The sequence below is a fragment of the Nocardioides imazamoxiresistens genome, from assembly GCF_032378595.1.
In the GTDB taxonomy this organism is placed as follows: domain Bacteria; phylum Actinomycetota; class Actinomycetes; order Propionibacteriales; family Nocardioidaceae; genus Nocardioides; species Nocardioides imazamoxiresistens.
The window spans coordinates 262,948-275,652 of record NZ_JAVYII010000003.1; the positions used below are offsets into that span (position 1 = coordinate 262,948).

Annotated in this window: 14 protein-coding genes; 3 read left to right on the plus strand and 11 right to left on the minus strand. The window is 75.7% G+C overall.

Translation table 11 applies throughout. The features are described from left to right. Window positions 1-56: 56 nt before the first annotated feature. From RDV89_RS08205 to RDV89_RS08215, 3 genes are all read right to left on the minus strand, one after another. Complete coding sequence (locus tag RDV89_RS08205; protein WP_315732473.1) at window positions 57-1,583, minus strand: hypothetical protein; 1,527 nt, start codon at window positions 1,581-1,583, stop codon at window positions 57-59. Between the two features lies 1 nt (window position 1,584). Beyond that, window positions 1,585-1,974, minus strand: coding sequence for a hypothetical protein (locus RDV89_RS08210; RefSeq protein WP_315732474.1), 390 nt, complete (start codon window positions 1,972-1,974; stop codon window positions 1,585-1,587). A gap of 228 nt (window positions 1,975-2,202) precedes the next feature. Then, entirely contained in the window at window positions 2,203-2,832 is a 630-nt protein-coding gene (locus tag RDV89_RS08215) for a hypothetical protein (RefSeq protein WP_315732475.1), read from the minus strand. 19 nt (window positions 2,833-2,851) lie between these two features. Between RDV89_RS08215 and RDV89_RS08220 the strand changes: the two genes are divergently transcribed. Beyond that, window positions 2,852-3,022 (plus strand): hypothetical protein, encoded by a 171-nt coding sequence (locus tag RDV89_RS08220; protein ID WP_315732476.1) that lies wholly within the window; start codon window positions 2,852-2,854, stop codon window positions 3,020-3,022. A gap of 105 nt (window positions 3,023-3,127) precedes the next feature. After that, entirely contained in the window at window positions 3,128-3,703 is a 576-nt protein-coding gene (locus RDV89_RS08225) for a TerD family protein (protein WP_315732477.1), read from the plus strand. A 16-nt stretch (window positions 3,704-3,719) separates the two neighbouring features. On the opposite strand, the gene RDV89_RS08230 is transcribed toward RDV89_RS08225, so the two are convergent. The 3 genes from RDV89_RS08230 to RDV89_RS08240 form a co-directional block, all read right to left on the minus strand. Beyond that, entirely contained in the window at window positions 3,720-4,880 is a 1,161-nt protein-coding gene (locus RDV89_RS08230; protein WP_315732478.1) for an MFS transporter, read from the minus strand. Between the two features lie 99 nt (window positions 4,881-4,979). Beyond that, complete coding sequence (locus tag RDV89_RS08235) at window positions 4,980-5,591, minus strand: TIGR03086 family metal-binding protein (RefSeq protein ID WP_315732479.1); 612 nt, start codon at window positions 5,589-5,591, stop codon at window positions 4,980-4,982. A gap of 3 nt (window positions 5,592-5,594) precedes the next feature. Next, window positions 5,595-6,614 carry a sigma-70 family RNA polymerase sigma factor gene (locus tag RDV89_RS08240; RefSeq protein ID WP_315732480.1) on the minus strand — a complete coding sequence of 340 codons (1,020 nt, stop codon included), beginning with the start codon at window positions 6,612-6,614 and terminating at the stop codon, window positions 5,595-5,597. A gap of 180 nt (window positions 6,615-6,794) precedes the next feature. Between RDV89_RS08240 and RDV89_RS08245 the strand changes: the two genes are divergently transcribed. Continuing rightward, window positions 6,795-7,235 (plus strand): VOC family protein, encoded by a 441-nt coding sequence (locus RDV89_RS08245; RefSeq protein WP_315732481.1) that lies wholly within the window; start codon window positions 6,795-6,797, stop codon window positions 7,233-7,235. 15 nt (window positions 7,236-7,250) lie between these two features. Here the strand turns inward: RDV89_RS08245 and RDV89_RS08250 are convergent, their stop codons facing one another. Genes RDV89_RS08250 through RDV89_RS08270 form a run of 5 tightly spaced genes read right to left on the minus strand, consistent with a single transcriptional unit; the run spans window position 7,251 to window position 12,650 of the window. Next, on the minus strand, window positions 7,251-8,033 hold the full coding sequence (locus RDV89_RS08250; protein ID WP_315732482.1) for a pirin family protein: 783 nt from the start codon (window positions 8,031-8,033) through the stop codon (window positions 7,251-7,253). Then, window positions 8,030-9,220, minus strand: a complete 1,191-nt coding sequence (locus tag RDV89_RS08255; protein WP_315732483.1) for an aminotransferase class I/II-fold pyridoxal phosphate-dependent enzyme — start codon at window positions 9,218-9,220, stop codon at window positions 8,030-8,032. Before RDV89_RS08255 ends, RDV89_RS08250 begins: the two co-directional genes overlap by 4 nt. A gap of 10 nt (window positions 9,221-9,230) precedes the next feature. Next, complete coding sequence (locus RDV89_RS08260; RefSeq protein ID WP_315732484.1) at window positions 9,231-9,944, minus strand: DUF4232 domain-containing protein; 714 nt, start codon at window positions 9,942-9,944, stop codon at window positions 9,231-9,233. Window positions 9,945-9,966: 22 nt separating this feature from the next. Beyond that, window positions 9,967-12,045 (minus strand): FAD-dependent oxidoreductase, encoded by a 2,079-nt coding sequence (locus RDV89_RS08265; RefSeq protein ID WP_438823265.1) that lies wholly within the window; start codon window positions 12,043-12,045, stop codon window positions 9,967-9,969. Continuing rightward, entirely contained in the window at window positions 12,042-12,650 is a 609-nt protein-coding gene (locus tag RDV89_RS08270) for a PadR family transcriptional regulator (protein ID WP_315732485.1), read from the minus strand. Before RDV89_RS08270 ends, RDV89_RS08265 begins: the two co-directional genes overlap by 4 nt. Window positions 12,651-12,705: the final 55 nt, after the last annotated feature.

The window sequence follows — 12,705 nt, forward strand, 5'->3', positions numbered from 1 at the left end:
CGGCCCCGGGCGCTCGCCCGGGGCCGTGCTGTCGTCGGTCCGTCCGCGCCGCGCGTTCAGCGCAGGACGGACGGACCCGACGGCTCGTCGTCGATCCAGTCGTCCGACTCGTACAGCTCGATCTTCTGCGGCTTCTCGTCCTCCTGGCTCCCGCCGCCACGCCGGCCGCCGAGCGCCCCGGCGCCCAGCGACGTGCGCGTGCCGCGCGAGCCGGAGACGCCGTTGGCGCCCTTGCCCTTCGCGGTCCCGCCCGCGCCGCCCGCGCCGCCCTTGCCGCCGGCCGCTGCCGCGCCACCGCGACCAGCCGCGCCGGCCCCGCCGGCCGCGCCACCCGGGCGGGAGGCCGCGGGGCTCTGTCCGCCGAGCGAGGTGCGCGTGCCGCGGCTGCCGGACGGCGCTGCCGCCCCCTTGCCGGCCGCTGCGCTGCGGCCGGCGGCAGGCGCGCCCGCACCCCGGCCCGCGCCCGCGCCACCGGCCGAACGACCGCCCGTCACGGGGTTGCCGCCCAGAGAGCTGCGCGTTCCGCGGCTGCCGGAGACCGGTGCACCCGGACCGCGGCCGAGGGCCCCGTTGCGGCCGACGCCGGTGCCCCCACCGCCGCGCCCGGCCTGCGAGGGCGGCACGCTCGCGCCGCCGGAGCGGCCCAGCGCGCCGCGGGTCAGCGCGCTGCCGCGGCCCGCGGTCGCGGGAGCGGCTCCGCCCAACGAGCCGTTGCGCAGCGCGCGCACCAGCCCGAGACCGGCCGCGATGCCGGCCGCTCCGGCACCGATGCCGCTGACGAGGCCTCCGCCGCCACCCACGCCGGGCTGGATGCCCGCCTCGATCGGCCCCACCGGGGTGGTCGGGCCGGGTCCGCCGTCCCAGTCGGGCGGGGGGATGGTCGGATCGATCGGAGCGGTCGGCTCGGTCGGCTGCCCGGGGTCGCGGTCGATCCCGACGACGTCGGCCCGCCCGCCCCCGACCTCGTAGCCGCTGAGGCTCGCCCGCGAGCTCGCGGGCGCGATGGAGCCGGACGAGCCGGACGACCCGGACGACCCGCCGGGCGACGAGCTCGCGGGGATGCGGGGGTCGATCTGGGCGTACTTCTCGGCCGAGAGGTACATGCCCTCCTCGAACGCCAGCACGCGCTGGCGGAAGTACTCCTCGCGCTCGGCGACGGAGGTGTTGTACGCGGTGCGGCCCGAACGCCAGGCCGCCTCGCGGGCGGCGGTGTCCTCGACCTCCTCGCCGGCGATCGTCTCGAACGTGCCGGGGTCCTCCGCCAGGCCGGGTGCGCCGGCACCCGAGCCGCGCAGGGTGGTAATGGCGGTGGTGGCCAGCCCGGCGGCGTCCCGGCCCGTCTGGAAGGCGACCGCCCGCGCCGCGACGGCGTCGCGGAACTGGCCGATGGCCTGCAGGAAGGCCCCGTGGCTCATGGTTCCGAGCAGGGTGGTCGAGGAGACCCGCTGGTAGGAGTTCTCGGCGTTCGACCGGGCCTGCTCGAGGGCGCGGTGCCCGTCCAGCCAGGCCGTCTCCTCGCCGCTCGTTGTGCTCTCGTTGGCGCTCGCGAGGATCTCGCCGTGGCGCTGCTCCCAGTAGCCCATGTCAGACCGCCTGCGGACCGTTGCCGGGGCGGATGTACGTCGCCGCCGCTGCGCCCGGGTTGAAGACGGCCGAGACGGTGTTCACCGCCTGCTGGATCGCGTACGCGATCGCCTCGTCGGTGCGGCCGAACTCCTCGACCGTGCCGCGGAAGGCGGCGAGCACGCCCTGGGTGTCGACGTCGATCGTCTGGAGCAGGTCGGTCTCGGCGACGTGGGCGCCGTCCCGGTGGTAGCGGGCGACCTGCGCCGCGGCGGTCGGCCCGAAGACACCGCTCGATGCGCCGCCGGCCGCAGCGGTGGCGGCGGCGACGTCGGAGAGCAGCTGCGCCAGCTCGCGCTCGACCTGGTCGATCACGAACTGCTCGACGGCGATGTTCGGCTCGCCGCTCATCGCGCACCCCCCGTCGGGTGGGCGCGGAACGCGGCAGGGGGACGCGGCACGGGGCACGCGCCGGTCAGGACACCCGCGACAGGCATGGCAACACTCCCGGTAGTGGCGGACTCGGGCCTCGCCCGACCACGATAGGCGGGCCGGGCGGGACGCTGAAGACTGCTGGCGGAGGTACCCGCCACCCCCGGGGGTGAAACACCGACCCGGCCGGGAAACCGCGACGGACCCTCAGACCCGCACCGCGATCTCGGCCCCCAGGGCGGCCCCGCCGGTGAGCTCGAGGTCGTCGCCGGACCAGAACTTGCCGGGGTCGTAGTAGTTCGTCGGTCGCTGCCCGTCGAGCAGCCCCATGGCCTGGTAGGTCGCCGCGACCACCTCGGCGCAGTAGGTCTCCTCGACGCGCGCGGCGCGGCGTACCCGGCCCCTCGCCCAGCGACCCGCCAGCGCCACGGTCGCGGGGAAGGGGGTGCCGTCGAGTCGCGCGACGGTACGCAGCACGGCGGCCTCCTGCTCGGCCGTCACGCCGCTGGCCCCGGCGCCGGGGACGCTGAGCTGGCGCAGCCACGCCGACTGCTCGTAGCGGCCGCACCACTGCACCACCGCCTCGCGCAGGTCGTGCAGCTGCACGCCGCGGTGGTGGGTGCCGGTCCACACGTCGAGGAGGCCCTTGCCGAGCTCGGCGTGCCACATCAGCGGCGGCAGGTCGTCGAGCACGACGGCCATGCCGACGTGGTTGACGGGCGCGTTGGTCACCGCCCGGATCGCGCGGTCGGCCCCGGAGCGGCCGCGGAACAGCCAGAGGTCGCCGGTGCGGGTGAGGTCGACGGCGTCGGACAGACTGAGGCTCGAACCGGTCATCGGATGAGGAGGTCCTCTCGTGAAGCTGTGGAAGGTGCTCGGCGTCGCCGGGCTCGCCGGTGTGGCGGCCACCGGGGTCATCATCGCGCGCGACCAGCGTGCCCGGACCCAGCTGACGCCCGACGAGGTGAAGGGTCGGCTGCACGAGCGGCTGGCGCAGGCGGACGAGCAGCGGGCGGACGACGCCTGATCGGCGCGTCCCGACCAGTCCGGACCGGACGCGTTTGACCGCGCCGCCGCCGGGCATCCGCACCCGGGTGCCTCCGTCGGGGAGGCGGGTCCGAGGAGGAACGCAGTGCCGATCTCGCTGAGCAAGGGTGGCAACGTCTCGCTGACGAAGGAGGCCCCGGGCCTCACCGCCGTCGACGTCGGCCTCGGCTGGGACGTCAGCACGTTCTCCGGCGGCGACTTCGACCTCGACTCCTCCGCGATCGTGGTCGGCGGCGACGGCAAGGTGTTCTCGAACGGCCACTTCGTCTTCTTCAACAACCTGTCCTCGCCCGAGGGCGCGGTCACGCACGCGGGCGACAACCGCACGGGCGCCGGCGAGGGCGACGACGAGGTGATCAAGGTCGACCTCGCCACGGTGCCCGCAGGCGCGGAGAAGATCGTCGTGGCGGTCTCGATCTACGACGCCGACTCCCGGGGGCAGAACTTCGGCAGCGTCCGCAACGCGTACATCCGCGTCGTCAACCAGGCCGACGGCACCGAGATCGCCCGCTACGACCTCTCCGAGGACGCCTCGGTGGAGACGGCGATGGTCTTCGGCGAGCTCTACCGCCACGGCAGCGACTGGAAGTTCAAGGCCGTGGGCCAGGGGTACGCCTCGGGGCTGGTCGGCATCGCGTCCGACTTCGGCGTCGACGTCTGAGGCGCGCCCGCGCCGTTCAGTCGAGGCGCTGGCCGCGCAGCACGGGCAGCATCGAGCCCAGCAGCACCGCGATCGCGACCAGCGCCACCGACGCGCCACCGACCGCCGCGACGCCGAGCACCGACGGCACCACGATCTGACCGGCCCGGTTGCCCGCCAGGCGCAGCGCCACGGCCTGCGCCTTCTGCTCCGCGGGCGCCCGCCGCGTCAGCCACGCCATCGTCAGCGGCTGGCCCACCCCGAGGCCGAGCCCGACGACGGCCAGCACGACGAACATCGCGGGCACCGGGAGCGGCAGGGCCAGCACCGCGAGGCCGAGCGACGAGGCGACGAGGCTGGTGACCAGGACCGGGCCGCGGCCGAACCGAGCCGTCAGGCGCCCCAGCCCGATCCGGGACACCATCGAGAAGACCGCGCGCACCGTCAGGAGCGCACCGACCGTGCCGGCGCCCAGGCCGCGCTCGGCCCCGAGCGCGGGCAGGTAGACCAGGGTCAGGTCCACGGCGGCGATCACGACCGCGCTGGTCAGCAGCGCCTGGCCCAGCCCGGGCAGGCGGAGCAGGGAGCGCAGGCCGCCGCGGGCGCCGGCGTCGGGCGTACGCGGTCGGGGCCGCAGGCCCAGCGCGGGCGCGGCCGCCACCAGCAGCAGCGACAGCCCCGACGCGGCCAGGAAGATCAGCGCGGTGTCGGGGGTCGCGGCCGCGCCGCCGACCACCGCGATCAACGCGGGGCCGACCGCCTGGCCGAGCGAGGCGGCGAACGTGTAGTAGCCGTAGGCCGCGTCGAGGCGCTCGGAGGCGAAGTGGTGGGCGACGTACGTCTGCTGGCCCACGATGCAGGCCAGGTGACCGGCCCCCATCAGCGCGTTGCCGAGCACGAGGGTCAGCGGCGTCGTCGGCGCGAGCAGCAGCACCAGGCAGGCGCCGGCGAGCACGAGCCCGCCGACCAGCTGCAGGGCGCCCTCGCCGATCCGGTCGGCGAAGGTGCCCAGGGGCACGGCGAGCAGCAGGGGCGCGAGGGCGAAGGCGGCGCCGATCGCGCCGAGGGCGGCGGCGGGCACGCCGACATCGATGGCGGCGTACGTGCTCGCCGGGCGGGCCAGGAAGACGGTGGCCTGCACGACGAGCGACGAGGCCAGCAGCAGCCACAGGCGCAGCGACGGCACACGGGGACTCACGGGCGGTTCACGCGGCGCTCGGGCTCCTCGGGATCGGGCGGACGTCAGCGACCACGAGCCTATAGGCTCGTCCGATCGCCGACGGCGACGGGCCGCCCGTCAGCGCAGCCCGGAGCCCGGTCGGCGACCCAGGAAGCACAGCAGCCGCTCCGACGGTGTGCTCGACCACGCCGGGTTCGGGCGGGCGAACCGGCTCGGACGGTCCTCGGGGGCGATCGTCGCCTCGGCGACGGGCAGCAGCTGCAGGGCGAGCGCGCCCGGCAGGACCGAGTCACCGTCACCGGGACCGGCGAGGGCGGACGCGACGTCCCACCCGTGCACGGCGATCTCCAGCGCGGCGGCCGCGACGAGCACCCGGGCCGGCAGCACCGCCGACCCGGTGCGCACGAGCGGCACGACGGGCCGGGTCCACGAGCCCAGCAGGGCGCCGGCCTTCGCCTGCAGCACCGGGACGCGCGCGACCGGGTGCTGCACGAGCCGGGCCGGGGGCAGCGGCACGACGAACCCGGCCGCGGCCTCGGCGAACGCGTCGAGCGAGTCCTCCATGTGGGCCAGCAGCGCCCGCAGGTCCCAGTCCTCGCAGGGCGTGGTCCGGTCGAGGTCGGCGGGCCGCACGCGGGCGAGGTGGCCGCAGGTCCAGGCCAGGGCCCGCTCGAGGAGCGCGACCTCGGGCAGGGCCCCGGCGGGTCCGGGCGCCGGGTCGGCGCCCACCGCTCACACCGTCCCGGGCCCGGCGCCCGCGGCGGCCGGGGTCGGCGCGTAGTCCGCCGGCAGCGTCGCGGGGAGCCCGAACTTCTCGAAGAGCCGCACGTCGAAGAACGCGCTGACGTGGCGCACCCGGTCGCCCTCGAGGTCGAGGACCTGGAGGTGGAAGGGCTCGAAGTGGCCGGCCGGGGTGCGCATGTAGAGGCCGAACGCGGGGGCGCCGTTGGCCGTCGTCGGCACCATCGGCATGTCGAACTCCTGGCCCGGGCACTTGGTGCCGATGAGCTCGGCGACGACCTCGGCCCCGACGTACCAGCCGGTGAACGGGGGCATCTCCCAGCTCGCCTCCGTGGTCAGCAGGTGCACGATCTCGGAGACGTCCTTGCGCCAGAAGGCGTCGACGTACCGCTCCAGCAGCCGCTGCTGCGCGGGGTTCAGGGTGTCCTCGACCGTCTCGTCGGTCAGCGCCTGCGACCCCATCTGCGCGTGTGCCCGCTGCAGCGCCGAGTTCACCGCCGCCACGGTGGTCTCCAGGGCCTCCGCCGTCTCCTTCGCGCTCCAGCGCAGCACGTCGCGCAGGATCAGCACGGCGCGCTGGCGGGCCGGCAGGTGCTGCAGGGCGGCCACGAACGCCAGCCGGATCGAGTCGCGCTCCGCGACGACGACCGCCGCGTCGGGCACCGGCTCCAGCCACGGCACCTCGGGCTGCGGGTCGAGCTCGCCGACGGTGGCCTCCGGCGTGCCGATCGCGCTGGGCAGCGGCCGCTTCGGCTTGTTCTCCAGGTTGGTCAGGCAGACGTTGGTGGCGATGCGGTAGAGCCAGGTGCGCACCGAGCTGCGGCCCTCGAAGCTCCGCGACGCCTTCCAGGCCCGCAGGAACGTCTCCTGCACCAGGTCCTCCGCCTCGTGGGTGGAGCCGCTCATCCGGTAGCAGTGCGCGAGGAGCTCGCGTCGGTAGCGCTCGGTGAGCGCGTCGAAGTCGTCCAGCTCGGTGGAGGTGGTCGGGGTCGGGCCGTCGAGCGTGGTCACCGTTCGTTCTCCTGGAGGCGCGGGCGGTCCCTGGCGGGCGTACGGCCATCATGACCCCGGTCGCCCCCCGGACTCATCGGTCGGACGGAGGAAAGTTCGCGGCCGCTCGGACCGATGAGTTCCGTGGTGGGACCCGGTCGATGCACTCGACCACCGCAACGAGCGCTCGAGGAGCCCGCCATGACCACCACCGAGACCACCAGCCCCGCCCCCTCCGCCGCGACCACCGAGCGGATGCTGTTCGTGAACCTGCCGGTCTCCGACCCGGCCGCGACCCGCAGCTTCTGGAGCGGCCTCGGGTTCGCCATCAACGAGGGCTTCTGCGACGCCAACGCCACCTCGGTGCAGCTCAACCCGCTGACGTCGGTGATGTTCCTCGAGCACGACTACTTCCACTCGTTCCACGGCACGACCGCGCCGACGTCCGGCACCGGTGCCCTCTACTGCCTCTCCGCGCCCTCGCGCGACGACGTCACGGCCCTGTGCGAGGCGGCCTTCGCGGCCGGGGCGACCCGTTCGGCGGACCCGACCGACCAGGGCCCGATGTTCGGCTGGTCGTTCGTCGACCCGGACGGCCACCTGTGGGAGGTCATGTGGATGGACCCGGCCGCGATGGGCTGAACCGACCCGGGCCGCTCACCCATCCGATCGGCCCGCGGCTCCGAACGCCCACACGACGAGCTCCGTGTCACCCCGGGGTGTGACGCGACGCTCGTCCGCGTCCCGCAGCCGCCAGGCGTCTCCCTCCCGGAGGCCCGGCGCTGCGGGATCCGCGCGTCCGGGCCCGCGCCCCTCCGGTCCGCCCGCTGCCTCGAGTCCCTCGACGTCGACGCCGCCACGCGCCACGTACAGGTGCACCAGCGGCGCCCGGGGCAGCAGCAGCGGTACGCCGTCGCGCGGCCGCCCGACGTACAGCGCGGCGCCCCGCACCCCCACCGGCAGCCCGCCGGGCCCGGCGACGAGCGCGAGACCGTCCGTGTCGGCGAGGTCGGGCAGCGTCCGCTCCGTGCGGGGCACGGACCCCGGCGTGTCGGGGCGCAGCCAGACCTGCAGGAACCGGGTGGGCCCGGCGCCCGGCGCGACCAGCTCGCTGTGCCGGATCCCGCTGCCCGCGCTGGTGACCTGCACGGTGCCGGCGCCGAGGTCGACGCCCGGGCCGGCTCCCGGGCCGGCCCCCGCGGAGGTGTCGGTGTGCGTGAGGGTCCCCTCCAGCACCCAGGTGACGATCTCGAGGTCCGTGTGCGGGTGGTCGGGGTAGCCGCCGCCCGGGCGCACGTGGTCGTCGTTGTGGCAGACCATCGGCCCGAAGCCGAGGTTGGTCGGGTCGTAGTGCGACCCGAAGGAGAACGCGTGCACCGTGGTGCGTCCGTCGGTGACGGTGCGCGGGGCGGCCGCGCCGCGGCGTACCTCCGCGCTCACGCGCCGAGACCCCGCGCGATGCGCACCACCAGCTGCTCGAGCCGCTCCGGGGTGGTCGCGACGTTGAGCCGCACGTGGCCGTCGAGACCGGGGGCGTAGTCGTGGCCGGGGGCGGGCCAGGCGCCGGCGGCGCGGGCGGCCGCGGCGGGGTCGGCGACGCCGTACGCCCGCAGGTCCAGCCAGGCGAGGTACGTCGCCTCGAACGGCCGCCACCGCGCCTGCGGCAGGTGGGCGGCCAGCAGGTCGCCCAGCTGGGTGCGCTGCGCGTCCAGGCGCACCAGCAGCGCGTCGAGCCACGCGTCCCCGTGGGTGAACGCGGCCTCGGCCGCGGCCACCCCGAGTCGGGACGGTCCGTCGTTCTCGGCGGTCGGCAGGGCCCGCAGGCGGGCGGTGTCGCCGTCGGCCGGCGCCGACACGAACGCGCAGCGCAGGCCCGGCACGTTGAACGTCTTGGACGCGCTGCCCACGGCGACCCCGCGCGGGTCGACGTCGAGGTAGGGCGTGAAGGTGGCCCCGGGCAGCGTCAGCGGGCCGTGCACCTCGTCGGCGACGACGCGGGCGCCGTGGCGTTCGGCCAGGCGGGCCAGGTCGGTCAGCTCGCCCCGCGTCCACGCCCGTCCGAGCGGGTTGTGCGGCGAGCAGAGGAGCAGGCCGCGGGCCCCGGCGGCGAAGGCGGCCTCGACGCGGTCGAGGTCGAGCCCGACCCGGGTCGCGTCGGGGTCGGTCGGGATCGTCACGACCTCGCGGCCGACCAGGTCGAGGAAGGCCAGGAACGGCGGGTAGCAGGGGGTCGGCACCACGACCGGCCCCGCGGGCACGAGGTGGCGGAACACGATCCGCAGCGCGGCGGTGACGTCACCGGCCAGGGTGGTGGCGGCGGTCGTGGGGGTCCAGCCGAGCGAGGCCGGGTCGCCGGACGGCCAGCGGCGGGCGGCGAAGCCGGCGAAGGCGCGGGCGACCACGTCGGTGTCGGAGCCGTCGCCCTCGGCGTCGGTCGCCGAGGTGTGGGCGTAGGCAGTGCGCCCGGCGCGTACCGCCGCGACGACGGCGTCGGTGACCTGCTGCGGCGGTGCGTAGTCCATCTCCGCCACCCAGGCGGGGATCGCGCCCGGCGGCACGGCGGCCCACTTCAGCAGCGCGGCCCGGGCCTCGTCGTCGGTGAGGTCGCGGAGGAGGTCGGCGGTCACGCGCCCGAACCTACGCCGGGGGCCGTGCCGGGTCCGGGCGCAGCCAGGCCGAGGTGACGACCTCCTGGCCGTCGACGATGTCGAGGGGCAGGGCGGGCGAGTCGATCGCGACGCCGACGCCCGGCCCGTCGGAGGTGCCGTCCGGCACCACCTGCAGCCACCCGGTCAGCTCGTCGCGGTACTGCTGCCCGTCCCAGGTGCCGACCTGGTCGCCGCGCCAGCCGACGAGCACGACCGCCGCCGCGCTCGGCGCGAGCTCGACGGTGCGCGCCGTGCCGTCGGCCGGGTCGTTCCAGCTGCCGTCGGTGCGGACCAGGTCGAGGTCGGTGCCGTCGACGCCGGTCGCGTCCACGCCGGCGAACCCGTCGAGGGTGCAGGCCAGGTCGGAGGTGTTGGTGACCGTGACGTCGACCTGCCGGTAGCCCGTCGCCGCGTCCACGACGCCGGCCACCGCCGAGAGCTGCGAGGGCTGGCACGGCGCGCCCGCGGTCGGCGTCGCACCGTCCGGGTCGGAGATCGGCTCGGAGAAGGTCGGGACGCTCGTCGGCTCCTCGGTCGGCTCGGTGGGCTCGGTCGCGGAGGCGACGACCTCGGGCGTGGGCCCGCCGTCGGCGCCGTCCGTCTGGTCCCCGGCCCCGCAGCCCGCCAGCGCGAGGGCCAGCAGGGCGGCGAGCGCCGGCGTACGCCCTCGCGGCGCAGCCGCCGCACGTCCCCCGTCGATCACGTCCCGCACCCTAGGCGCCGGCTCAGCCCGCGAGGCCGGCGACGGTGCGCGTCGCCTGCTCGATCGCGCGCTTGGCGTCGAGCTCCGCGGCGACGTCGGCTCCGCCGACGAGGTGCACCGTGGCTCCGCCGACGAGGTGGGCCGGGGCGCGGAGCCCGTCGTACACCTCGCGCACCGACTCCTGGCCGGCGCACACGACGACGTGGTCGACGGCGTACAGACGCTGCTCGCCGTCGACGGTCACCCACAGCCCCTCGTCGTCGACGCGGTCGTAGGTCACGCCCGAGACCTGCACGACCCCGGACTGCTTCAGCACGGCGCGGTGTGCCCAGCCCGAGGTCTTGCCGAGGCCGACGCCGATCGGCGTGGTCTTGCGCTGCAGCAGGTAGACCTCGCGCGCCACCGAGCGCGGCTTCGGCTCGCGCAGCCCGCCGCGGTCCAGCGCCGGGTCGCCGACCCCCCAGTGGTCCTTCCACGTCTCGACGTCGTCGGCCGCCTCGGCCGGGTCGTGGGTGAGGAAGTGGGCCACGTCGACACCGATGCCGCCGGCGCCGATCACCGCGACGCGGCGGCCGCACTCGACGCGGCGGGCGAGCACGTCGGCGTACGAGACGGTCTTCGGGTGGTCGATGCCCTCGATCAGGGGCACGCGCGGGGCGACGCCGGTGGCGACGACGACCTCGTCGAAGGCCGCGAGGTCGTCGGGCGTCGCAATCGTGCCGAGCCGGACCTCGACGCCGAGCACCTCGAGGCGGCGCGCGTAGTAGCGCAGCGTCTCGGCGAACTCCTCCTTGCCCGGGATCTGCATGGCCAGCCGGAACTGGCCGCCCAGGTGCGGGTCGCGCTCGAAGAGGGTCACTGCGAAGCCCCGCTCGGCGGCGCTGGTCGCGGCGGCCAGCCCGGCCGGGCCGGCACCCACGACCGCGACGCTGCGACGGCGGCGGGTGGGGGCGAGCACCAGGGTCGTCTCGCGGCAGGCGCGCGGGTTGACCAGGCACGACGAGCGCTGGTTGGCGAAGATGTGGTCGAGGCAGGCCTGGTTGCAGGCGATGCACGTGTTGATCTCGTCGGCGCGCTCCTCGGCGGCCTTGCGCACGAGGTCGGGGTCGGCGAGGAACGGCCGGGCCATGGAGACCAGGTCGGCGTCGCCGGCGGCGAGGATCTCCTCGGCGACCTCGGGGGTGTTGATCCGGTTCGAGGCGCAGACCGGGACGTCCAGGCCCGCGGCCCGCAGGCTCGCGCGCAGCCGCGCGGTCGAGTCGCGCCAGGCGGCCCGCGGCACCTGGGTGATGATCGTCGGGACCCGGGCCTCGTGCCAGCCGATGCCGGTGTTGAAGACGTCCACGCCGGCCTCGACGAGCGCCAGCGCGAGCTCCTCGGTCTCCTCCCACGTCTGGCCGTCCTCGACCAGGTCGAGCAGGGAGATCCGGTAGTCGACGAGGAAGTCCGGCCCGACCAGCTCGCGGGTGCGACGCACGACCTCGATCGGGAACCGCATCCGCTTCGCCGCGCTGCCGCCCCAGCGGTCGGTGCGGTCGTTGGTGCGGGCGGCCAGGAACTGGTTGATCAGGTAGCCCTCGGAGCCCATGATCTCGACGCCGTCGTAGCCGGCGCGCTGCGCCAGCCGCGCCGCCTGCGCGAAGTGCGTGGCGGTGGCGTCGACCCCGCGGGTGCTCAGCGCGCGGGGGCGGAACGGCGTGATCGGGCTCTTGCGGCTCGAGGCGCCGACGTTGAACGGGTGGTAGCCGTAGCGCCCCGCGTGCACGAGCTGCAGCGCGATCGCGCCCCCGTGCTCGTGCACCGCGTCGGTGACCTGCACGTGGCGGGCGGCCTGCAGCCGCGTCGTCATCTCCGAGCCGAACGGCTTCAGCCAGCCGCGCTTGTCGGGGGCGTAGCCGCCCGTCACGATCAGCCCGACGCCGCCCGCGGCGCGCTCGGCGAAGTAGGCCGCCAGCTTCTGGATGTTCCAGAACCCGTCCTCGAGCCCGGTGTGCATCGACCCCATCACGCTGCGGTTGCGCAGCGTGATGCTGCCGGGGGTGCCGGTGGTGCGGCCCGTGGTCAGCGTGATCGGGGAGAGGAAGTGCGGGTACGCGGTCACGAGGGCTCCTCGGTGGGCTCGTCGGTCTGCGGGTCGGTCCGGGGGTCGGTCCGGGGGTCGGCCCGGGGCGGGAGGGCGCCGTGCGCGGCCAGGTAGTCGCCCAGCCAGGCGATCCAGAACTGCTCCATCAGCACGCCGCCGCGCAGCACCAGCCAGCGGTCGCGGGCGGCCTCGCCCAGGGCGGCGGGGTCGGGGAACTGCTCGCGCTCCATGGCGCGGTACGCCTGCAGCCGGGCGCGGTGGTCGGCCAACCGCGTCGTGAGCTCGGCGAGGAGGGCGCCCCGGTCGCCGTAGGAGGCGCCGCGCATCTTCACGGCGATCTCCGTGCGCAGCCGCTCGGGCGGGCTGGGGGTGGCGAGCCACTCCGCGAGCACCTTCGCGCCGAGGGGCGAGACCGCGTACACCTTCTTGTCCGGCCGCCCCGCCTGCGCGACCGTCTCCACCTCGACCCAGCCGTCGTCGGCCATCCGGCCCAGCGTGCGGTAGATCTGCTGGTGGCTGGCCTGCCAGAAGAACCCGATGGTGCGCTCGAAGCGGCGCGTCAGCTCGAGTCCGGAGCCGCCGCGCTCACGCAGAGCGACGAGGAGGACGTGCTCGAGGGCCATGCCGGGAGAGTGGCATGCAACTGGTTGCATTGCAACCCGTTGCACAGCCCGTGCG

Coding starts and splice junctions, on each gene's coding strand:
- RDV89_RS08205 (WP_315732473.1), bottom strand. CDS start 1,583: ATGGGCTACTGGGAGCAGCGCCACGGCGAGATCCTCGCGAGCGCCAAC.
- RDV89_RS08210 (WP_315732474.1), bottom strand. CDS start 1,974: ATGAGCGGCGAGCCGAACATCGCCGTCGAGCAGTTCGTGATCGACCAG.
- RDV89_RS08215 (WP_315732475.1), bottom strand. CDS start 2,832: ATGACCGGTTCGAGCCTCAGTCTGTCCGACGCCGTCGACCTCACCCGC.
- RDV89_RS08245 (WP_315732481.1), top strand. CDS start 6,795: ATGACCACCACCGAGACCACCAGCCCCGCCCCCTCCGCCGCGACCACC.
- RDV89_RS08270 (WP_315732485.1), bottom strand. CDS start 12,650: ATGGCCCTCGAGCACGTCCTCCTCGTCGCTCTGCGTGAGCGCGGCGGC.